The organism is Sphingomonas sp. ASY06-1R, from assembly GCF_052180265.1.
Classification (GTDB): domain Bacteria; phylum Pseudomonadota; class Alphaproteobacteria; order Sphingomonadales; family Sphingomonadaceae; genus Sphingomonas_I.
The window spans coordinates 1,698,395-1,717,444 of sequence record NZ_CP197464.1 but is presented as its reverse complement, the minus strand read 5'-3'; the positions used below and the strand labels follow the sequence as shown (position 1 = coordinate 1,717,444).

Genomic DNA, 19,050 nt, shown 5'->3' with positions numbered 1-19,050 from the left:
GGTCGACCGATCAAAGCTTGGGGCGGCGGAGCAATCCGCCGCCCTTTTGCTTGAGAAATATGGTGCGGGTGGTCGGGCTCGAACCGACACTCCTTGCGGAACGGGATTTTGAGTCCCGCGCGTCTACCAGTTTCACCACACCCGCGTTGCAGCGCCGTTAGCGCAGCCTGCGCCCCCTCGTCCAGCCTTCCTCCGCGCAAATCCGTCTGCTAGCCGGCCTGCCATGGCCAAGATCGACGAATTGCTGGAAGAATATGCCTTTCTGGATGCGGATGACCGGTATCGTCTGCTGATCGAACTGGGTCGTGCGCTGGAACCCATGCCCGATGCACTGAAGACCGACGCCACTCTGGTGCGCGGCTGCTCCGCATCGGTTTGGGTCTATCCGACCCGCGCCGAAGACGATCGCCTGCATTTCCTGGCGGACAGCAACGCCGCGATCACCAAGGGCATTATCGCGCTCGTACTGCTGACGGTCCAGGACCGCACCGCGGCGGACATCGTCGCGACCGACATCGAAGGCGCCTTGGCCCCGTTCGAACTGACCCGCCAGCTCAGTTCCAGCCGCACCCAGGGCATTCCCAACATGATCGCACTGATCCGGGCGACCGCGGCGCGCTACGTCTGAAAGGCCGATCCGTCGCCCCGGCGGAGGCCGGGGCCGCGGGAGGGAAGGAGACGATATTAGCGGACGCGCAGGCAGGAGCCGTGCGCGCCATGGGAGTGAGGATGGTCCGTGGATGCCAGCCTACGCTGGCATGACGGCGACTGATACGCAGTCCGCTCCCTGCATATCCCCGTCACGGCAGATGATGCGCGGTCCCTTTCCGCGAACGACGTCACCCCAGCGACGGCTTGGGTCCATAACGCGCGACACGGGCGGTGTAGGTGCGGCGATGCCCGACGGCGGCAGGCATTAAAACTGGAACGACGTCACTCGGCCGCGACGGCGATCGCTTCCGTCAGGCCAAGACGCGACTCGACCTGCTCGATCGGCGTGCCGGCCTGCACGATCAGCCAATCGCGCGGACGAGATCCGTCCACGACCGTTACGGCGTGCTTAGGACAGACTTTGAGGCATTTGACGGACATCACGCCGATGCCCGCCTTGCGCCCTTTCCCGCCGGCGAAGCGCTTGCGCAGCAGCTTCGACAGGCGCTGCTTGCCGCCTTCGCCGAAGCCCTTCTTGTCGAGCTTCTTCTCGCACTTGGCGCAGACCAGGATGGACGCGCGCCACTGCGCGCGCACGCCCAGGATCATGCGACGCGCCTTTCCTCGGCCTGACGCAACACGTCCCATGCCGCCTGGACGGCGCGGAAGCGCTCCGCCGCCGCGTCATCGCCCGGCCGTGCGTCGGGATGGTTCGCCTTTGCGAGTCGACGCCACGCCGCCTTGACGTCATCGAAGTCGGCATCGCTATCCAGCTCCAGGACGGACAACGCCCGCATCTCGTCCCGCGAGCGGGTGCCGTCGCCCGGTCCGCCCCAGGCATAGTGCGAGGCGGCGGTGTAAGCGGAGCCCTCGCCCCGCTCGGACGCCTCGCGCGCGACCGCCTCTTCGGCATCCAGACCTTCGAAATAATTCCAGCCGCGATTATATTCGCCGGCATGTTCGGTGCAGAAATACCACCGTTCCGGGCTGTTGGGCGATTTCGGCGCAGGACAATCGCCCGGTTGATCGCAATTGTGCCGATCGCACATCCGCACCTTCGTCGCACCGCGCTCGCTGCCATAGCCGCGCCAGCGGGGAAAGCCCCAGTCGGAGGATCGGGTCGAACGTGCCATTGGGGGCTACATAGGGTCGCGCGACTAAAAGACCACCTAGGTCTTTGGAATGACGTAGCGGATGCGCATGATCGCACCCCCGCAGCCCAAGCCGCCGTCAGGGCGGTAGCTTTGCGTATAGCGCGTTTTCGCCATCGCCTTGACAGTACCCTCGCCGAACATGAGCGGCGGATAGGATATGACGGCCCGTCGATTGGTCGTCTCGCCATTGGGGAGGACATCCAGCTCGATCTGCGTCCAGCCGGATACGCCCATCCTCAGCATTTCCATAGGATATTGCTGGTTACCGAAACCGAGCTTCTGCGCCACCGGCTGGGCATCGACGAGCGAGCATTGTTTCGCGTCCAGACCGGTTCTGGCGAAGGAAGCGCGGGCTGCGTCGAGTTGTTCGTGCTGCGCCTGCAAGGACGAGAGACGGACCAATGCACCGACCCTGATCGGGCTTCGTGCATCCAGACGGGTATCGTCAGCCACCTTGCGCAGGAGTGCCTCGGCATCAGGCGCATAGCCGACCCTCTGGATTGGCGAGCCGAGGATGAGCCGGAGCACCCCCGCCGTTTCGGCGTCAGCCTCGATCTGAGGCTGTGTCAGCATCTTGCGCACCGTCGCCAGATACCGATTCCTCCCGCCAGGCTCAGGACCGCCGCTGGCTCGGCTCGACGACAGGGTAAGGTACGCCATCACCGCGGGTGGCGCGTTCACCTCTGCGGCAAGCGATGCCGCTCGCGCATATCGATCACGACTTTCGCTACGATCGGTCGTCGGTGCCGCCGCGATCATCGCCAGCGCGCCGATCAATGTACGCTTGTCCCCCTCTGCATCGGCCGCGAGAACATCGCTGCGCAACTTGGCCAGTTGCGCGGGAGTGGCCGGGACCGCCAGGTTGAAGCGGTTGGGCCCGCCAAGCCACGTCGTCACCTGTGGGATCAGCAGGTCGATATCCGCAGGGCGTTGGACCGCGTTCGAACAGCGCAATTCCACGCGTGTCGCCAAGCGATAGAAGGGGGGGATCTTGGCAACGTCACCGGCCTTCCACGACCAGCCCGACACGGCCTCCGCCAATTTGTGTGCCAACGGCCCGGACCGTGAGGCATAGACCGGATTGGCATAGCTGACATTGCCGTCGGTTCCGATGCCAAATTCGACGACGGCCCGGTCTTCCGGCCGCAGGTCCCCACCGCAAACGGGCAGATCGGTGCTCGCACCAAGCGCAAACGGCCCTCCCGGCAAGCGGCCCTCGCCCGTCATCTCGAAATATTCGCGTGCCTTGCTGGGATTGCCGGCGAGAAAATTTGCGAGCGCAAGGTCGGCGCGTACCATGACATCGTTGAGGTCGGTATGCGTCGTCAGGCCGCCGAGGTCCTTCAGCGCGACGTCGAGGTCAGCTAGCGCCCCCTTATAATCCCCGCGGTTCAGCAGCACGCGTCCGCGCATATCGTACAAAGTCGCATCGACTGTTGGCGAGACTTTGGCCGTTCCGGCAATCGCCATCATGTCATTCGCGTAGCCAAGGGCCGCGGCATTATCGTTGAACATCGTCACGCTGATCAGCGCAACCAAGGCGCGGATTTTTGCCATGCTGTCTCCGGCAAGCGCCAGCACGGCCCCAAAATCACGTCGCGCGGCGACATAGTCAAAATTACGTTTTTCCATCCCGCCCAGCGCGAGATACGCAACGATCCGATCGTCGTTGAGCGCAGGATCGGCGGTGCCCACCATCTGCACCCCTTCTCGCAGCGCCCTTTCCGCCTCCTCCTCGCGGCCAAGGTTAAGCAGCGCCGAGCCCATGCGCATCGTGGCAATGCCACGTGTCCGCGCGCTGGCATGCGGGCGGTTAGCGATTCCGCGGAATGCGGTGGCAGCCTCCTCCCACTTCTCCGCTTCGAGCGCCGCGGTCGCCTGCTCGAACTGCCCCTGCAACGCCGTCGGCGCAACAGCCGGCGCAGCCGCTGCCGAAGCAGCCTGTGCGAGAAGCCAAACTGCGAACATCGTTGAATAATCCCCCTGAGATAGAGGAAGATCGCATGGGTTGTGTGAATATGCCAGAGGGCCTGTAAGCCGGGTTCTGTCCACCGGCGTAAAGCCGGATGGGCGACCATTCCTCTAGGGCGACGCTTGCGCGCCGCCTCAAGCAACCAACCCGGACGACGGGGGCGAGTCACCCCATATGCCGTCCCTACTCGGTCTTGCTCCAGGTGGGGTTTGCCGTGCCGCCGCCGTTACCGGAAGCGCGGTGCGCTCTTACCGCACCCTTTCGCCCTAACTCGGAGCCTTGTGGGCCAACCGAGCGGTCTGCTTTCTGTTGCACTGTCCCTAAAGCGCAGGTCTCCCCGCGCCCCGCCGGGCGTTACCCGGCACCTTCACTCTGCGGAGCCCGGACTTTCCTCCCGTGCATCGCTGCACCGGCGGCCGCCCGGCCCTCTGGCGCGGCCCGCCTAGCAGGCCGAAACGGCTAAGTCAGCCCCGCGCCTGCCGCGCCTCGGCGCCTTTATCGCCGCCGGTCAGCAGCGACAGCAGCATGGCGCGACATTCGCCATCGATGATCCCGTCGACATTGGCCGGGCGAAACCGGCGCTGGAAGGCGCGCACGGCGGCCTTGGCGTCGACCACCTGATAGCCGAAGCGCTCAAGCGCGAGCAGGAAGCTGGCGTCGCTCCACAGCGGATCGGTGAGATGGCGGTGCGGGCGCGGCAGAGCCAGCCGCACCTTGGCGAGCCGTTCCCAGTCGAACAACTCGCCGGGATCGTCCTTGCGCGCCGGCGCGACGTCCGAATGACCGACGATATTCCCGCGTGTGATGCCATGGCGGCCGACAATATCCGCCATCAGCGGCAGCAGCGCCTGCATCTGCGGCTCCGCAAAAGGGCGATAGCCATGCTCGTGGCCGGGATTGACCAGCTCGATGCCGATCGACGCCGAATTCACATCATCGATCCCCCGCCAATGCGCGTTACCGGCGTGCCAGGCGCGCTTATCCTCATCGACGAGGCGGACGATCGCGCCATCCTCGGTGATCAGATAGTGGCTCGAAACCTTGGCGGCAGGATCGGTCAGCCGATCGATCGCCGATGCCGCATCCGTCATGCCGGTATAATGGAGCACCAGCAGCGTGATGGGCAATTTGCGCGCATCGAAATTGGGCGAAGGGCGCTCGATGATGCCGTCAATCATTACGCACACGCATAATGGCTGCGCCACGCCGCGCCAGCAAATTCAGGGTGGGGAGTGGATGGACGCGCGTTCTAGCGCTGCACCACCCGCCGTCATGCTGAACTTGTTTCAGCATCCATCTCTCCACGAGCGACCCCGCCTGCGGCACGATGGATCCTGAAACAAGTTCAGGATGACGGTAGCTAGGTAATCGTGTGAACGCATTACGGTATGGAGACCAGCCGGCATTCGCGAAAGCCACCCGGTTCCGCGAACCACAGACGCGCACTGTCGCTCGCCAGGATCAGCCACATCTTTCCGGGCTCGGCGGCTGCCAGATCAGTAGCAGACGGGATTGGGCGGCCGCCGGGATGGCTGTGATAATGGCCAATCAGCCGGTCCCCTCCGTGCCGCATCGCACGCAACGCCGCGAAGATTGCGCGCGGGTCGATCTCGAAAGTGCGTTGCGGATCGGGCGCTACGTTAGCCGCTCCGTCCGCGCGCGTGATATGGGTTTCGGTCCCGAACAGAAGCCCGCAAATCTCTCGATCAGGGCTGGCCGCTTCTGCCGCCAGCAGTGCAGACAGTGTATCGGCCCCGATCGCAACTTCCATTTCCCAGCGCTAGCAGATCAGCCGACACCTTGAAATCACGCCGCAACGCACCATATCGCGTACAGTGGACGCGGGGGTGTCATTCAAGCATGCGGCCTTGCCGCCGGAAATGGCCGGATGGCGCCTTGACCGGGCGCTTGCCGTAGCCATCCCCACTCTATCGCGCGAACGTCTGAAGACCCTCATCTCGGCCGGCGCGGTCACCGTTGGTGAAAAGATCGTACGCGATCCGGCCACCAAAGTGACGGGGGGCAGCGCAGCAATCGTTGCCGTTCCTGATCCGAAACCGGCGCATAATGTCGCGCAGGATATTCCGCTCGTCATCGCGTTCGAGGATGAGCATCTGATCGTCGTCGATAAGCCTGCCGGCCTAGTTGTCCATCCGGCCTGCGGCAATCTCGACGGCACGCTTGTCAACGCGCTGCTCCATCATTGCCGCGGCTCGTTGTCGGGCATTGGCGGGGTGGAACGGCCGGGCATCGTCCACCGGATCGACAAGGATACGTCTGGCCTGATGGTGGCCGCCAAGACCGATCGGGCCCATGCCGGCCTCGCCGCCCAATTCGCCGATCATTCGATCGATCGGCGCTATAAGGCGATCGTGTCGGGCCGACCTCGCCCCGCCGAAGGACGGATCGAAGGCAATCTCGGCCGTTCGCCGTCGAACCGGAAGAAAATGGCCATCGTCGGCCCCGGCCAGGGAAAACATGCGGTTACACATTATACAACGCTGACACCGCTCGACCATGCGGCACTGGTGGAATGCCGGCTGGAGACGGGACGGACGCACCAGGTGCGCGTCCATATGTCCTCGATCGGCCATTCGCTGCTTGGGGATGCGAGCTATGGCAGCGTATCGCGCGAGCATCGCAAGTTGCTCGAGCAACTCAATTTTCGCAGGCAGGCGCTGCATGCGGCACGGCTCGGCTTCATCCATCCGGTGACAAGCCAGGCTTTGTCGTTCGAAAGCAACATGCCGGCAGACATGCAGGAACTGTTCAGCCATCTTTTGGTATAAACTAGCGAGACGATAGGTCAGGGCTGACGACCTATCGGGACCCATGCGGTCCAGGGAGAATTGATCATCATGGCCAGCGGCAAAAATTCGGTGGCAACCATCCCGGCACTTGGCGGCGAAGCGAGCCTGAACCGTTATCTGTCGGAAATTCGCAAGTTTCCGCTCCTCCAGCCGGAGGAGGAATATATGCTTGCCAAGCGCTTCCAGGAACATGGCGATCCGGAAGCCGCGGCAAAGCTCGTCACGTCGCATCTGCGACTCGTGGCCAAGATCGCGATGGGCTATCGCGGTTATGGCCTGCCTGCGTCTGAGCTGATCAGCGAGGGCAATATCGGGCTGATGCAAGGCGTGAAGAAGTTCGAGCCCGATCGTGGCTTCCGCCTCGCCACTTATGCGATGTGGTGGATCCGCGCCTCGATCCAGGAATATATCCTGCGCTCGTGGAGTTTGGTGAAGATGGGCACGACGGCGGCCCAGAAGAAATTGTTCTTCAATCTGCGCCGCATGAAGAGCCAGATCGACGCCTTCGAGGACGGCGATCTCAAGCCCGAACATGTCACCAAGATCGCGACCGATCTGGGCGTGAGCGAGGAGGATGTCACCTCCATGAACCGTCGCATGTCGATGGGCGGCGATACGTCGCTCAACGTCATGGTTGGCGAGGATGGCGATGCGCAATGGCAGGATTGGCTGGTCGATACCGACCCGCTGCAGGACGAGCGTCTCGCGGAATCGCAGGAGAAGGATGTCCGTCACGACATGCTGACCCAGGCGATGGATGCGCTGAACGATCGCGAGAAGCATATCCTGGCCGAACGCCGTCTGGCGGACGATCCCAAGACGCTGGAAGAACTCTCCCAGGTCTATGGTGTCAGCCGCGAGCGCGTGCGGCAGATCGAGGTTCGCGCCTTCGATAAGTTGCAGAAGGCGATGATGCGGATCGCGGGCGAAAAGCGGCTTGTGCCGGCGATGGCGTGATCGCCGGACCCAGCCGCAAACTGCGATCCTGCAAAAGGAAAACCTGAACCCCGGCGCGTGCCGGGGAACAGGCATATCTTAGAACCTTTCGGTGACGCCGAAATACAATTCCACATCAGGTGAGGCGTGGTTCAGGCCGGTCTGGGCGCCAACATCGAATTGCAGCCGATCCTTGGGCTGATAGGCTGCGAAGACCCCTCCTAAAGCCTGGGTCGAATGCCCTGACGGATCGCGATCGCGCAGCAACTGGCTTTCGACCGAGACACTCCACTTTTCGCTGAGCTTGACGCCAAGACCGGCCGCGCTTCCATAGGCCGTGTGGCGGCCGTGGCCGCTTTCGTTCACCGCGGCATCGATCTCGGGTGTTACTTCCAGCTTGAGCGTTTCGGACAGGTCGTAATTGACGGGGATCAGCAGGCCGGCGCCCCAATCCCCCGCCCCCACCTGATTACGCCCCGTCGGCAAGGTCGCATGCGGGAGCAATGCCACGGAAAAACCGTCCCCGTCGGGATGGATCAAACTCTGCTTCACCCCCACCGACACGTCCCCCGTCCCGGACGTGCGCTCGATCATGCCGGTCGCGCGATCGCGCGTGCGAACATGGCCGAAGGCGGTCCAGCCCAGCCGCACTTCGGTCGTGGGGGTAATGCCGTATCGTGCCAGAATCTCACCAGCGACGATCGTGTCGGTGCGGCTGTCAGGCTGCTTGTCGAGCGTCCAGTCGCCCAGGCCGACCTCGACCTGCAGATGGCCTTGATCGACGATGCAGGGGGGCGTGTTCAGTCCGGGCCGTTCCGAGCAGAGCTCGCGCAGCTGATCGTCCGCCAAGGCGGGTGTTGCGGCCAGAAGGGCAGCGACGGCGAGCAAAGCCTTCATGATATCTCCCGATGATGACGGCGCTGTAACGAGCATCGTGATCCACCGTTCCAGCGGGCGTGCGCATCCGCTAGGAGCCCTTCATGCCTGCTGTCGCGCGTTCGCGCCGTCCCGCCCCGTCCGCCCGCCCCCGCTCCTGGCCGCGTCGTATCCTGATATGGATCGTCCGCATCGTACTGGGCTTCATTCTGCTGTCGCTGCTGATGGTCGCGATCTACCGCTTCGTGCCGCCGCCGATCACGATCACGCAGCTTGGCGACATCACCCACGGGCATTCGCTGCACAAGGATTGGATGCCGCTGTCGCAGATCGATCCCAATATGGCGCGTGCGGCCATTGCCGCGGAGGACGGCAATTTCTGCACGCATCACGGCTTCGATTTCAAGGCGATCGAAAAAGCGTTCAAGGGCAACGAAGCCGGGAAACGGCTGCGCGGTGGCTCCACCATCAGCCAGCAGACCGCCAAGAATGTCTTCCTGTGGCAAGGGCGCTCCTATCTCCGCAAAGGATTGGAGGCCTGGTTCACCGTGCTGATCGAGCATCTGTGGGGCAAGAAGCGGATCATGGAAGTCTATCTGAACGTCGCCGAGACCGGGATCGCGACCTATGGCGTCAACGCCGGTGCGCAGCGCTACTTCCATCATGATGCAAGCCGCCTGAGCGCGACCGAAGCGGCACGGATTACGGCGATATTGCCGCTGCCGGCGGAACGGGCGGCAATCTCGCCGCAAGGCCGCGTCTTACGCTATGGCAATCGCATCACCCGCCGCGTCGGCATCGTTCGGCGCGGTGGCTATGACAGCTGCCTGCGCTGAGACGCTCCCTCTCCCCAGCGGGGAGAGGGCTGGGGTGCGGGGGAGCGAGCCCCAGGCTCGCGCCTGACCTTGTAGTGCAGGCCACCCTCACCCAACCCTCTCCCTCAAGGGAGAGGGCTTTAAGGGCATAATGCACAGAAAACCGTTCGTGCTGAGCGAAGTCGAAGCACGTTCCGGCGTGTGAATGCTAGCCCTCAGAAGGGCAGCTTGAACCCTGGCGGCAGCGGCAGGCCCTGCGTCATCTTGCTCATCTCCGCATTGCCGGCGGCATCGGCCTTGGCGCGCGCATCGTTGATGGCGGCGGCCACCAGATCTTCCAGCATCTGCTTTTCGGACGGCTGAAGCAGGCTGTCATCGATCGTGACGCCCAGAATGCGGCCCTTGGCGGTCGCCTTGATCTTGACCAGCCCACCACCGGCGGCCCCCTCGACCTCGATCTTGTCGAGGCCGGCCTGCGCATCGCTCATTTGCGACTGAATATTCTGCGCAGCCTCCTGCGCAGCCTTCATCAATTCTTCCATATTCATGAGAAGCTCCGTGTCTCTTCAATCAATTCGGCGTCCGGAAAGACCGAACGCACTGCCGCCACCATCGGTGCATTGAGAATGTGATCCCGCGCGGACTGGGCCGCGGCCTGCTCCTTCTCGCGCAGGCTCGGTCGTCCGATGCCTTGCGATACGGTGACGGTCCAACGCTGCCCGGTCTCGCCAAAGCGCGGATTCAGGCAATTCTGCAAGTCCTGCGCGAATGCCGCATTGATGGCATTATGCTCCATCAACATGATCTCGGGCGGTTCGAACCGGATCACGCGCGCATCCTCGAAGCAGGCGGCCAGCCGGTGCGCCCCTTTGGCGACCAGCATATCGTGAAATTCCTGCGGGGTGGCGGGCAGCGCCAGCAGCGGCGCCGGAGGCTCGGCTGGCGCCGAAGGCGGCGCGGGCGGTGCCGCTGCCGGCGCGGCCACCACCTCGCCCGCCTGCAATCTGCGGGCAAGCTCGCCCGGGTCGGGTAATTGACTGGCGTGCACCACGCGCAACAACGCCATCTCCGCGGCCTCGCGCGGATGCGGCGCCGCCTGCACTTCGCCATGGCCCTTCAGCAGCAGCTGCCACAATCGATGCAGCGTGGCATAGCCCATGCGGCTCGCCCAATCGGCATAGGCCTCCCGCTCTTCGTGACTGAGCGCGGGATCTTCCGTTCCGCCCGCCTTGGATCGGGTGACGCCGTGCACGACCTCCAGCAATCCGCGTAGCAACGCCGCCGGCTCCACGCCGAGCGAATCCTGCTGCTCGACCGCCGCGAGTACGCCCGGCACATCGGACGCCAGCATCGCTGCGAACAGACGCCGGATGGCACCGCGGTCCGACAAGCCCAGCATATCGCGCACCTGCCCCGCATGGACGCCGCTGCCGTCCATCCCGGCATGTGCGATCGCCTGATCGAGGATCGACAACCCGTCACGCGCCGACCCTTCGGCGGCGCGTGCGATCAGGGCCAGCGCCTCCGGCTCGGCCTCGACATGCTCGGCCTGTGCCACATGCGCGAAATGCGCGGCGAGAAGATCGGCGGGAATACGCTTCAGATCGAACCGCTGGCAGCGCGACAGCACCGTCACCGGCACCTTGTTGACCTCGGTCGTCGCGAACAGGAACTTCACATGCGCCGGCGGCTCTTCCAGCGTCTTGAGCAGGCCGTTGAACGCGGCCTTCGACAGCATGTGCACTTCGTCGATGATGTAGACTTTGTAGCGCGCCGAGACCGCCGAGTAACGCACCGCTTCGATGATCTCGCGAATATCGTCGATGCCGGTATGGCTGGCGGCATCCATCTCGACCACGTCGATATGGCGGCCTTCCGCGATCGCGACGCAGGGCTCGCATATGCCGCACGGATCGATCGTCGGCCCGCCTTTGCCGTCGGGGCCGATGCAATTGAGCGCCTTGGCAATTAGCCGCGCGGTGGACGTCTTGCCGACGCCGCGGACGCCGGTGAGCAGGAAGGCGTGCGCCAGCCGATCGCGCTTGATCGCATTGCCCAGCGTCTGCACCATCGCATCCTGCCCGATCAGCTCGGAAAAACGCTGCGGCCGATATTTACGCGCCAGCACGCGATAGGCTTCGGCCCGCTGCGGCTGCGGTGGTTCGTCGAGATTAAGGGAGTCGGCCATCGTCCGTGTATTTAGGATGGAGCGTCCGGTTTGTCGAAGCGGGAGTGACGTCGTTCCGCCATAGCCGGTGTCGCTCAATGCGTGCGGGCGCCTTCCAGATGCGTGAGTTTGTCCGGATTGCGCATCACGTACATGGCCAGGATACGGCCCTCGTCCAGCAGCAAGGCGGTCGTCTGCAACATGGCGTCGGCCTCCCGCGTGATGAAACCGGGCAGGCCGTTGACGAAGCCATAGCCAACGAGGACGGACGGGCCGCCCGCATAGAAACGCGCAAGCGATCGCTGCAGCTTCATCACGTCGACGATGCCGCGGATCGGCTTGATTCCCGCCGGCCGCTTGCCGCCCCCGTCCGAATAGACGGCAACGTCCTGCGCCAGCATCGCCTGCAGCCCTTCCATATCTCCGCTGCGCGACGCGCTGAAGAAGGCCGCGGCGAGTTCCAGGCCGTGCGTTTTCTCGACGGGATAACGCGGCCGCTCGGCACGGACATGGTCGCGCGCACGGGTTGCGAGCTGACGGCATGCCGCAGGATCGCGATCGATCGATTGCGCGACCTCGTCGAAGCCCAGCCCGAACACGTCGTGAAGCAGGAAAGCCGCGCGTTCCAGCGGCGACAGGCGATCGAGCGCGATCAGGAGCGGGAGCGTGACGTCCTCGATCGGCGCATCCTCGACGATCGGTTCGGGCAGCCATTCCCCGACATAATGTTCGCGGCGCGCGCGTGCAGACTTCAACTGGTCGAGACACAGGCGTGTGACCACTCGGCGCAGGAAAGCTTCGGGCTCGCGCACCGCGGCGCGATCCGTCGCAAGCCAGCGCAGGAATGTATCCTGCACCACGTCCTCGGCATCTGCGATCGAACCCAGCATGCGATAGGCCACGCGAATCAGCCGCGGGCGCAGCGGATCGAACGTTTCCGCCGCGCCCGCGCCGGTCATGCCGCCGCCTTGGCCGCGTGCGGCACCGGATGCACGGCGTGAAAGCCGACGCCAAAGCGGTTCCAGGCGTTGATGATCCCGATCAGCATCGTGAGCTTCACCTGCTCCTCCGGCGTGAACTGCGCCTGCAATTGTGCATAGACATCATCCGGGGCACCAGTCTCGGGAAGACGGGTCAGCGTTTCGGTCCAGGCGAGCGCAGCCCGTTCGCGCTCGGAGTAGAGCGGCGATTCCGCCCATGCCGCCAGCATCGTCAGGCGCAATTCGCTCTCACCCTGCGCCAGCGCCTCGCGCGTATGCATGTGGAGGCAGAACGCGCAGTGATTGATCTGCGACGCGCGCACCTTGACCAGTTCGGCAAGCGATGGCTCGACGCCGTCCTTGGCCATGGCGGTACTGAAGTCGACGAACGCCTGCATCTGCTGCGGGGCGGCGACAAAGGGAATGAGGCGGGGCTTCATGTCGGTCTCCTGTGTTGAACAGGACCCTGACGAGACAGCGCTTGCGAATGTGACATCGCGCGCAAATTTTCTTGAACCGGCACCCGGCGCCGAGGTTCTCCAGCCTGGGCGGCCACCCGCTGCGGGCGCATCCTATCGAGGAAATGGTGGGAGCCGGAACGACCCGACGAGAAATCGTTGTGGCTGCTTCCTTCCGGATCTGACCAGGTTGGCGACGACGCCGCCCGCCCGACTCCCACGCGCCATATGGTGGAGACCGAGCAGGATGGCAAGCGAGCGCGGCTTTGAGCAAATACCCGCTCTCACCCCCACCCGCTCATCCTGAGTAGGGATCGAGTAACCGCGAAGCGGTGTATCGAGAGCCCGTATCGAAGGACCCTTATTGGGCGCGCGCTTCGATACAAGCTCTCGATCCGGCGCTGCCCGCCTAATCGGTCTCTACTCAGCATGAGCGGGAGGAGGGCAACGCAGGTCCAATAAAAAAGGCGGCGAACCCAAGTCCGCCGCCTCCAATCTTCCAGCCAAGCCAGTGCTTACTTCGGTGCGAGCACCATCAGCATCTGGCGGCCTTCCATGCGCGGGAATTGCTCGACCTTGGCCACTTCGGCCGTGTCCGCCTGCACGCGCTGCAGCACCTGCATGCCAAGCTGGCCATGCGCCATTTCGCGGCCGCGGAAGCGCAGCGTGCACTTCACCTTGTCGCCCTCACCGATGAACTCGAACACCTTCTTCATCTTGGTGTCATAGTCATGATCATCGATGTTCGGACGCATCTTGATCTCCTTGATCTCCTGCGTCTTCTGGCTCTTGCGGGCGATGTTGGCCTTTTTCTGAGTCTCGTACTTGAACTTGCCGACATCGAGGAACTTGGCGACCGGCGGATCGGCGTTCGGGGAGACCTCGACCAGATCGAGCCCGATCTCCTGCGCCTGCGCCATCGCCTCGCGCGTATACATCACGCCCAGATTCTCGCCATTCTCATCGATCACCCGAACCTTCTGGCTCTGGATGAACTCGTTGAAACGGGGGCCGTTCAGCGGCAGTGGCGGCGCACCCAGCGGGCGGCGCGGCGTCATGGGCGGTGGTATGTTGCATTCTCCTTTGGCGGCGGGATGCCGGCACCTCCCCAATATAGAGTGGTGAACGGCTTTTTGAAAGACGGTGTGACAGATGTTTGACGCGAGGCGGTCACTTAGCCGTGAAGACGCCGATCGATCATGTCATTCCTCGGTCCGGATCAGCACGGCTTCGCCGATGAGCAGGAACAGCAGGAACGGCGCCCAGGCCGCCAGAAGCGGAGGATAGGCCCCGATATTCCCCATCGCCAAGGCGAAATTGTCGGCCACGAAGTAGGTGAAGCCCAGCGCCATGCCGATCACCGCGCGCACGAACAGGACGCCGGAACGGGCCAGACCGAACCCCGCCACACCCGCCAGCAGGGGCATCAGGACAACCGAAAGCGCGCCCGATATCTTGTGCCACAAGACCGTATCGAGCGCGACCGTCGGCCGGCCCGCGGCATGGAGATCGCCGACCGCTTCGGCCAGCGCGCGGAAGGACAGGCCGTCCGGATTGACCGTAGCCAGCGTGAACCGATCCGGTTCTACCCCGCGCCCGATCGTCAGGACCGACCGGTTGGTGACCCGCCCGCGGCCGACATCGAAGATCCGCGCGTCGCGCATCTGCCACGCGCCATCGCGATAGGTGGCGACGGGCGCGCTGGCGATCGCGCCCAGCCGGTCGCCGTCGCGATCGTAGAGGCGGACATCGTGCAGCGTCGTCGTCGCCCCCCGCCCCGTCACCTGGCCGGCGTGGATCAGATCCTCGGCCGATCGCACCCAGACGTTGCTCACGATCCCCCGGTTTTGCGGCACCGGCCCGTAATCCACATCCTGCCAGGCCGAGAGTACGTTGGTCGCGCGCGCCACGATATGATCGTTGAACCAGAAGGAGGCGCCCGCAATCGCCAGGCTGGCGACGATCAGCGGGGCAAGGATCTGATGGGCCGAGATGCCCGCCGCCTTCATCGAGATGATCTCGCTATTCTGGTTGAGCGTCGCCAGCGTGATCAGCGTGCCCAATAGAACCGAGAAAGGCAGGAAGCGCGAGACGATCTGCGGCAGGCGCAGCGACACATAATACCACAGCTGGGCGTCGCCATTGCCGGGCACCGCAAGGATGTCGCCCGATTCGCCGAGCAGATCCAGCGCCATCAAGATCACCGCCAGCGCCGCAAGCACGGCAAAGGAGCGCACGACGAACAGTCGCGCCATATACCAGCTGATCGTACGCGATGCGAAGAAGGAGACGTTCAGTTTCACGCGGCCGCCCTCTTGCGGCTGGAGCGCGCGAGCAGGCGCCGCATCCACGAACCCAGCTTGGCGAATTGCCGCTCCAGCGCACCGATCGGCTGCCCGCCGGGCACGGTCGCCAGGGTCCGGTACATCCACCAGATCAGGATTCCGAACAACACGAACGGCGTCCACAAGGCGATGATCGGATTGATACCGCCGCGCACCGCCAGCGCCTCCGCATATTCATTGATCTTGTAATAGGTCACGATCATCACGATCGACAGGAAGACACCCAGCGCCGAGGTCGATCGCTTCGGCGGCACCGCCAGCGCCACCGCCAGCAGCGGCAGCAGCAGCATCGTCGCCACCTCCGTCATGCGGAAATGAAATTCGGCGCGGCTCTTCGTCCGATCCGCGACCTGCTGTGCGGTCTTGCCCGATTTGACCAGTTCGGGAATGGTCAGCTCATCGCCGCCGCCGCGTTGCCGGAAGGCTTCTTCCTTGGGAAGATCGATCGGCAGATCATGGCTCTGGAAGCTCAGCACGCGCGGAATCGGGAAGCCGGGCGCATCGTGCACCAGCGTGCCGTTATGCAGGCGGAAGATGATCGTATTCGGATCGTCGGTCGCCATGAACCGGCCGCTTTCGGCCGTGACCTCCAGTTCCTTGCCCTCTTTGCCCTGGGCCATCACGAAGATGCCGGACAGCTGCCGCCCGCTTTCCTGGCTGCGTTCGATCCGCACCGTCATATTCTTGCCGAGCTTGGTGAACTCGCCGACCTTGATTGACGCGCCCAGCGCGCCGGTGCGCAATTCGTAGCGCAGCCCTTCATAGGCGTAGCGCGAATACGGCTGCAGGAAGCCGACGATCGCCAGATTGATGAAGGCGAATACGACCGCATAGGCATAAGGCACGCGCAACAACCGGCGATAGCTGAACCCGCAGGCGAGCAGCACGTCGAGTTCCGACGAAGTCGCCAATCGGCGGAAGGCGAGCAGGATGCCGAGCATCAGGCCGATCGGAATACCCAGCGACAGATATTCCGGAATGAGATTGGCGAGCATCCGCCAGACCACGCTCACAGGGCCGCCTTCCTGCGCGACGAAGTCGAACAGGCGCAGCATCTTTTCGAGCAGCAACAGCATTGCCGCGATCACCAGACTGGCAATCAACGGCACCGCTATCAGGCGCGCAATGTAACGATCGACCAGACCCGAATTCAAATTGCCGACGCTCCGTCACCATGTTCTGGCCGCATTCACGACCGATCTGCCATCGCATGGAGGCGAAACGTCGCCGGCGCCAGCTTGGCCGGCCCTATAGCTTCCAGGAGTTTCGAGGTCATGTTCAAATTGATGCCCCTTGTCGCGAGTTTGATCGTTGCCGCCGCGCCGCTGGCGCCGGCGACCGCAGCCGCGCTTGGCCCGCATCCGGATGATTGCAACGGCGGGAAGCCGGCGATGCTCGTGCGGGTGCAGGGATTGAAGACGCGCACGGGCACGATCCGCGTGCAATCCTATGGCGGCGACCCGGCGCGATATTTCGACAAGGGCGCCTATCTGGAGCGGGTGGAAGTACGCACGCCCCGGAACGGGCCGGTCGATGTGTGCATGCCGGTGCCGCGCCAGGGCCTCTACGCCGTGTCGGTGCGCCATAATACCGACGGTACGGGCGGGACCGACATCGGGTCGGATGGCGGCGGATTTTCGGGCAATCCCAGCATTTCATTGTTCGACGCCATGTTTAAGCGCAAGCCCTCTCCGGCGCAGGTCCAGGTTCGCGTTGCTGGCGTAACCACCGTTCCGGTGATCTTGAATTATGTACGGGGTACCCGTGTCGGCCCGATTGGCGGCGGGCAGTAAGGAAACAGATGATCCGGATCGCGCTTCTTTCCAATCCACGCTCGACGGGTAACCGTGCCCTCCTCCCGCGCGTCCGCACCTTCTGCGCCCAGCACCCTGAAATCTTTCACTATGAAGTCGAACATGTCGATCAGATCGGCACCGCGCTGGAGACGATCTCGCGCGTCGATCCGGTCGTGCTGGTCATCAACGGCGGCGACGGCACCGTGCAGGCGACGCTGACCGAACTCTATCATGGCGGCCACTTCAACTGCGCGCCGCCGCCGGTGGCGGTGCTGCCCAATGGCAAGACCAATCTGATCGCACTGGATCTGGGCGCGACCGGGGATCCGATCGTGGCGCTCGAACGCGTGCTCGAAATCGCGCATTCCGATGTCAAAAGCCACATCATCACGCGCGAGCTGATCGCGCTGACGCATGAGGTCGATGGCGTCAGCGATGGCTTGAAGCCCGTGCTCGGCATGTTCCTGGGCGGCGCCGGACTGACCGACGTCCTGCTCTATTGCCGCAACAAAGTGTATCCGCTGGGCCTGCCCAATTGGCTCAGCCACGTCCTGACCGCCTTCGCATTGATGACCTCGGTCATCTTTGGGATCCGCGCGGCTTTCCTGCCCGAGCGACCCAGTTCCGTGAAGGTGTCGCTGATCCGGCAGGGCGACATTCAGGGCCGCTTCTCGGTCCTGATCGTCACGACGCTCAAGAAGTTGCTGATCGGCGCCGGCGTGTCCGGCGGGCATAGCGGCGCGTTGCAGTTGATGGCGATCGACCAGAATCCGATGGCGCTGATGCGCGCTTTGGTGGCCGGCCTGCTCGGCAAGCTGGGCAGCGGCATCCTGCGCGGCGTGCATGTCCGTCGCGGCGATGAGATCCGGATCGAGGGCGATCGTTCCAGCGTGATCCTCGATGGCGAGATTTTCCAGGCGGGCAAGGGGCGATCGATCGTGCTGCGGCCCACCGATCCGCTGCCTTTCCTGCGTCTGGCGGCGTGAGCTGGCCGGCGCCAGCAATGCTTCGCGACGCCGCAGCCGCGGCTTCAAGGAACACATCGCCGGCCCGATCCGCGCCTGAAGCGCAACTGTGGCCCGCGCCGCGATGACCGCCCAACCGGAACCGCTTCGCGATCTGGTGGCGGCGGAGCTCGCGCTGCCGATCGATCCCGCCGTCGCCGCAATGGCCGCCGCCATCGCTGCACGGCATTCCGGCGCACGGGCGGTGCTTTATTATGGGTCGACGCTGCGGGAGGCGAAGCTCGAAGGGCTGATGCTCGATTTCTACCTGATCGTGCGCGATTATCGCGAGGCGTTCGGCGCGAAATGGCTGGCCGCCGCCAACCGGCTGCTGCCCCCCAACGTCTTCCCGTTCGAACATGAGGGCCTGGTCGCGAAATATGCGGTTCTGTCCGAGGCGGATTTCCTGCGCCTCGCCTCGCCCCGGACGCGCAACGTGTCGGTCTGGGCGCGATTCGCTCAGCCGTCCCGGCTCGCCTGGTCGGCGGATGCGGCCGCGCGGGAGAGCGCGGTGGACGCCGTCGCCCGCGCCGCCCCGACCTTGCTCGGCGCGGCACGGCCCTGCGTCGGCGACACGATCGATCGGCTCGATCTGTGGCGGGAAGCGTTCGCCCTGACCTATCGTGCGGAACTTCGCGCCGAGCGCGGGGGGCGCGCGGGATCGGTCGTCGATGCCGATCAGGATCGCTATCGCGCCTTCACCCTTCCCGCCTTGCAGGCCGCGCGGCTCGACGCACAGCTGGTCGGCGAGCAGCTCAGCTTCGATCGACCAATGTCGTCATGCGAGCGCAGCCAGGGCATCCGCGCCTGGGCCCGCCGCCGCCGCGAAGGCAAGGCGCTGACGCTGCTAAGGCTGGCCAAGGCGAGCGCCACCTATGCCGGCGGGATCGATTATCTGGCGTGGAAGATCAGCCGTCATTCGGGCCAGCCGGTCGTCATCAGCCCGTGGCAGCGGAGGTGGCCGATCCTGGGTGCCGTCGCCTTGCTGCCAAGGCTGATCGTTAAAGGCGCGGTACGCTAACATAAGCTCTGCATGCGGACGTGTCATTGCGAGGGGCGAAGCCCCCCGCGGCAATCCAGGCCCGC

At 64.2% G+C, this 19,050-nt stretch carries 20 protein-coding genes, 1 tRNA gene and 2 other RNA genes; 7 read left to right on the top strand and 16 right to left on the bottom strand.

What is annotated here, in order from left to right:
- Positions 1-60: 60 nt before the first annotated feature.
- Positions 61-145: transfer RNA gene (locus ACSBM8_RS08370), tRNA-Leu, on the bottom strand.
- A 78-nt stretch (positions 146-223) separates the two neighbouring features.
- Here ACSBM8_RS08370 and ACSBM8_RS08365 point away from each other — a divergent pair.
- The gene (locus ACSBM8_RS08365) at positions 224-628 is read left to right on the top strand and encodes a SufE family protein (protein WP_442681167.1); all 405 of its coding nucleotides are present in this window, start codon (positions 224-226) and stop codon (positions 626-628) included.
- Between the two features lie 305 nt (positions 629-933).
- On the opposite strand, the gene ACSBM8_RS08360 is transcribed toward ACSBM8_RS08365, so the two are convergent.
- The 6 genes from ACSBM8_RS08360 to ACSBM8_RS08335 all read right to left on the bottom strand — a co-directional run bounded on the left by ACSBM8_RS08360 (position 934) and on the right by ACSBM8_RS08335 (position 5,548).
- Complete coding sequence (locus ACSBM8_RS08360) at positions 934-1,260, bottom strand: hypothetical protein (RefSeq protein ID WP_442681166.1); 327 nt, start codon at positions 1,258-1,260, stop codon at positions 934-936.
- Complete coding sequence (locus ACSBM8_RS08355; RefSeq protein ID WP_442681165.1) at positions 1,257-1,784, bottom strand: J domain-containing protein; 528 nt, start codon at positions 1,782-1,784, stop codon at positions 1,257-1,259. The genes ACSBM8_RS08360 and ACSBM8_RS08355 overlap by 4 nt, the downstream gene beginning before the upstream one ends.
- A 36-nt stretch (positions 1,785-1,820) precedes the next feature.
- Positions 1,821-3,773, bottom strand: coding sequence for a hypothetical protein (locus ACSBM8_RS08350; RefSeq protein WP_442681164.1), 1,953 nt, complete (start codon positions 3,771-3,773; stop codon positions 1,821-1,823).
- Positions 3,774-3,822: 49 nt separating this feature from the next.
- Positions 3,823-4,209: RNase P RNA component class A (gene rnpB, locus ACSBM8_RS08345), an RNA gene on the bottom strand.
- A gap of 32 nt (positions 4,210-4,241) precedes the next feature.
- Positions 4,242-4,955: an N-acetylmuramoyl-L-alanine amidase gene (locus ACSBM8_RS08340; protein ID WP_442681163.1), complete on the bottom strand. Its 714-nt coding sequence runs from the start codon at positions 4,953-4,955 to the stop codon at positions 4,242-4,244.
- Positions 4,956-5,158: 203 nt separating this feature from the next.
- Complete coding sequence (locus ACSBM8_RS08335; RefSeq protein ID WP_442681162.1) at positions 5,159-5,548, bottom strand: M67 family metallopeptidase; 390 nt, start codon at positions 5,546-5,548, stop codon at positions 5,159-5,161.
- A gap of 64 nt (positions 5,549-5,612) precedes the next feature.
- Here ACSBM8_RS08335 and ACSBM8_RS08330 point away from each other — a divergent pair, with 64 nt between their 5' ends.
- Together ACSBM8_RS08330 and rpoH are read left to right on the top strand one after the other, a co-directional pair.
- The gene (locus ACSBM8_RS08330) at positions 5,613-6,566 is read left to right on the top strand and encodes an RluA family pseudouridine synthase (RefSeq protein WP_442681161.1); all 954 of its coding nucleotides are present in this window, start codon (positions 5,613-5,615) and stop codon (positions 6,564-6,566) included.
- A 69-nt stretch (positions 6,567-6,635) separates the two neighbouring features.
- Positions 6,636-7,544: an RNA polymerase sigma factor RpoH gene (gene rpoH / locus ACSBM8_RS08325; RefSeq protein ID WP_442681160.1), complete on the top strand. Its 909-nt coding sequence runs from the start codon at positions 6,636-6,638 to the stop codon at positions 7,542-7,544.
- Positions 7,545-7,622: 78 nt separating this feature from the next.
- On the opposite strand, the gene ACSBM8_RS08320 is transcribed toward rpoH, so the two are convergent.
- Positions 7,623-8,420 carry a transporter gene (locus ACSBM8_RS08320; protein WP_442681159.1) on the bottom strand — a complete coding sequence of 266 codons (798 nt, stop codon included), beginning with the start codon at positions 8,418-8,420 and terminating at the stop codon, positions 7,623-7,625.
- Between the two features lie 83 nt (positions 8,421-8,503).
- Here ACSBM8_RS08320 and mtgA point away from each other — a divergent pair, with 83 nt between their 5' ends.
- The gene (gene mtgA, locus ACSBM8_RS08315; RefSeq protein WP_442681158.1) at positions 8,504-9,235 is read left to right on the top strand and encodes a monofunctional biosynthetic peptidoglycan transglycosylase; all 732 of its coding nucleotides are present in this window, start codon (positions 8,504-8,506) and stop codon (positions 9,233-9,235) included.
- 194 nt (positions 9,236-9,429) lie between these two features.
- Here mtgA and ACSBM8_RS08310 read toward each other — a convergent pair whose 3' ends face one another.
- From ACSBM8_RS08310 to lptF, 8 genes are all read right to left on the bottom strand, one after another.
- The gene (locus tag ACSBM8_RS08310) at positions 9,430-9,762 is read right to left on the bottom strand and encodes a YbaB/EbfC family nucleoid-associated protein (RefSeq protein ID WP_442681157.1); all 333 of its coding nucleotides are present in this window, start codon (positions 9,760-9,762) and stop codon (positions 9,430-9,432) included.
- Positions 9,759-11,402 (bottom strand): DNA polymerase III subunit gamma/tau, encoded by a 1,644-nt coding sequence (locus ACSBM8_RS08305; RefSeq protein ID WP_442681156.1) that lies wholly within the window; start codon positions 11,400-11,402, stop codon positions 9,759-9,761. The genes ACSBM8_RS08310 and ACSBM8_RS08305 overlap by 4 nt, the downstream gene beginning before the upstream one ends.
- 74 nt (positions 11,403-11,476) lie before the next feature.
- Positions 11,477-12,340: a sigma-70 family RNA polymerase sigma factor gene (locus ACSBM8_RS08300; protein WP_442681155.1), complete on the bottom strand. Its 864-nt coding sequence runs from the start codon at positions 12,338-12,340 to the stop codon at positions 11,477-11,479.
- Positions 12,337-12,801, bottom strand: a complete 465-nt coding sequence (locus ACSBM8_RS08295) for a carboxymuconolactone decarboxylase family protein (protein ID WP_442681154.1) — start codon at positions 12,799-12,801, stop codon at positions 12,337-12,339. The genes ACSBM8_RS08300 and ACSBM8_RS08295 overlap by 4 nt, the downstream gene beginning before the upstream one ends.
- Before the next feature lie 142 nt (positions 12,802-12,943).
- Positions 12,944-13,041, bottom strand: an RNA gene (gene ffs, locus ACSBM8_RS08290) — signal recognition particle sRNA small type.
- Positions 13,042-13,334: 293 nt separating this feature from the next.
- Entirely contained in the window at positions 13,335-13,877 is a 543-nt protein-coding gene (gene infC, locus ACSBM8_RS08285; protein WP_116089538.1) for a translation initiation factor IF-3, read from the bottom strand.
- 144 nt (positions 13,878-14,021) lie between these two features.
- Entirely contained in the window at positions 14,022-15,116 is a 1,095-nt protein-coding gene (gene lptG, locus ACSBM8_RS08280; protein ID WP_442681532.1) for an LPS export ABC transporter permease LptG, read from the bottom strand.
- Between the two features lie 2 nt (positions 15,117-15,118).
- Positions 15,119-16,318: an LPS export ABC transporter permease LptF gene (gene lptF, locus ACSBM8_RS08275; RefSeq protein WP_442681153.1), complete on the bottom strand. Its 1,200-nt coding sequence runs from the start codon at positions 16,316-16,318 to the stop codon at positions 15,119-15,121.
- A gap of 120 nt (positions 16,319-16,438) precedes the next feature.
- Between lptF and ACSBM8_RS08270 the strand changes: the two genes are divergently transcribed.
- The 3 genes from ACSBM8_RS08270 to ACSBM8_RS08260 all read left to right on the top strand — a co-directional run bounded on the left by ACSBM8_RS08270 (position 16,439) and on the right by ACSBM8_RS08260 (position 18,985).
- Positions 16,439-16,957, top strand: coding sequence for a DUF2141 domain-containing protein (locus ACSBM8_RS08270; protein WP_442681152.1), 519 nt, complete (start codon positions 16,439-16,441; stop codon positions 16,955-16,957).
- A gap of 8 nt (positions 16,958-16,965) precedes the next feature.
- Positions 16,966-17,946, top strand: coding sequence for a diacylglycerol/lipid kinase family protein (locus ACSBM8_RS08265; protein WP_442681151.1), 981 nt, complete (start codon positions 16,966-16,968; stop codon positions 17,944-17,946).
- A 103-nt stretch (positions 17,947-18,049) separates the two neighbouring features.
- Complete coding sequence (locus ACSBM8_RS08260; RefSeq protein ID WP_442681531.1) at positions 18,050-18,985, top strand: hypothetical protein; 936 nt, start codon at positions 18,050-18,052, stop codon at positions 18,983-18,985.
- Positions 18,986-19,050: the final 65 nt, after the last annotated feature.

Excerpts from the sequence above, each read along its gene's own strand:
- ACSBM8_RS08305 (WP_442681156.1), bottom strand. The coding sequence starts at position 11,402 with ATGGCCGACTCCCTTAATCTCGACGAACCACCGCAGCCGCAGCGGGCC.
- ACSBM8_RS08320 (WP_442681159.1), bottom strand. The coding sequence starts at position 8,420 with ATGAAGGCTTTGCTCGCCGTCGCTGCCCTTCTGGCCGCAACACCCGCC.
- ACSBM8_RS08355 (WP_442681165.1), bottom strand. The coding sequence starts at position 1,784 with ATGGCACGTTCGACCCGATCCTCCGACTGGGGCTTTCCCCGCTGGCGC.
- ACSBM8_RS08265 (WP_442681151.1), top strand. The coding sequence starts at position 16,966 with ATGATCCGGATCGCGCTTCTTTCCAATCCACGCTCGACGGGTAACCGT.
- ACSBM8_RS08295 (WP_442681154.1), bottom strand. The coding sequence starts at position 12,801 with ATGAAGCCCCGCCTCATTCCCTTTGTCGCCGCCCCGCAGCAGATGCAG.
- ACSBM8_RS08365 (WP_442681167.1), top strand. The coding sequence starts at position 224 with ATGGCCAAGATCGACGAATTGCTGGAAGAATATGCCTTTCTGGATGCG.
- ACSBM8_RS08270 (WP_442681152.1), top strand. The coding sequence starts at position 16,439 with ATGTTCAAATTGATGCCCCTTGTCGCGAGTTTGATCGTTGCCGCCGCG.
- ACSBM8_RS08360 (WP_442681166.1), bottom strand. The coding sequence starts at position 1,260 with ATGATCCTGGGCGTGCGCGCGCAGTGGCGCGCGTCCATCCTGGTCTGC.
- ACSBM8_RS08350 (WP_442681164.1), bottom strand. The coding sequence starts at position 3,773 with ATGTTCGCAGTTTGGCTTCTCGCACAGGCTGCTTCGGCAGCGGCTGCG.
- ACSBM8_RS08310 (WP_442681157.1), bottom strand. The coding sequence starts at position 9,762 with ATGAATATGGAAGAATTGATGAAGGCTGCGCAGGAGGCTGCGCAGAAT.
- ACSBM8_RS08260 (WP_442681531.1), top strand. The coding sequence starts at position 18,050 with ATGACCGCCCAACCGGAACCGCTTCGCGATCTGGTGGCGGCGGAGCTC.
- ACSBM8_RS08335 (WP_442681162.1), bottom strand. The coding sequence starts at position 5,548 with ATGGAAGTTGCGATCGGGGCCGATACACTGTCTGCACTGCTGGCGGCA.
- ACSBM8_RS08300 (WP_442681155.1), bottom strand. The coding sequence starts at position 12,340 with ATGACCGGCGCGGGCGCGGCGGAAACGTTCGATCCGCTGCGCCCGCGG.
- infC (WP_116089538.1), bottom strand. The coding sequence starts at position 13,877 with ATGACGCCGCGCCGCCCGCTGGGTGCGCCGCCACTGCCGCTGAACGGC.
- mtgA (WP_442681158.1), top strand. The coding sequence starts at position 8,504 with ATGCCTGCTGTCGCGCGTTCGCGCCGTCCCGCCCCGTCCGCCCGCCCC.
- ACSBM8_RS08340 (WP_442681163.1), bottom strand. The coding sequence starts at position 4,955 with ATGATTGACGGCATCATCGAGCGCCCTTCGCCCAATTTCGATGCGCGC.
- rpoH (WP_442681160.1), top strand. The coding sequence starts at position 6,636 with ATGGCCAGCGGCAAAAATTCGGTGGCAACCATCCCGGCACTTGGCGGC.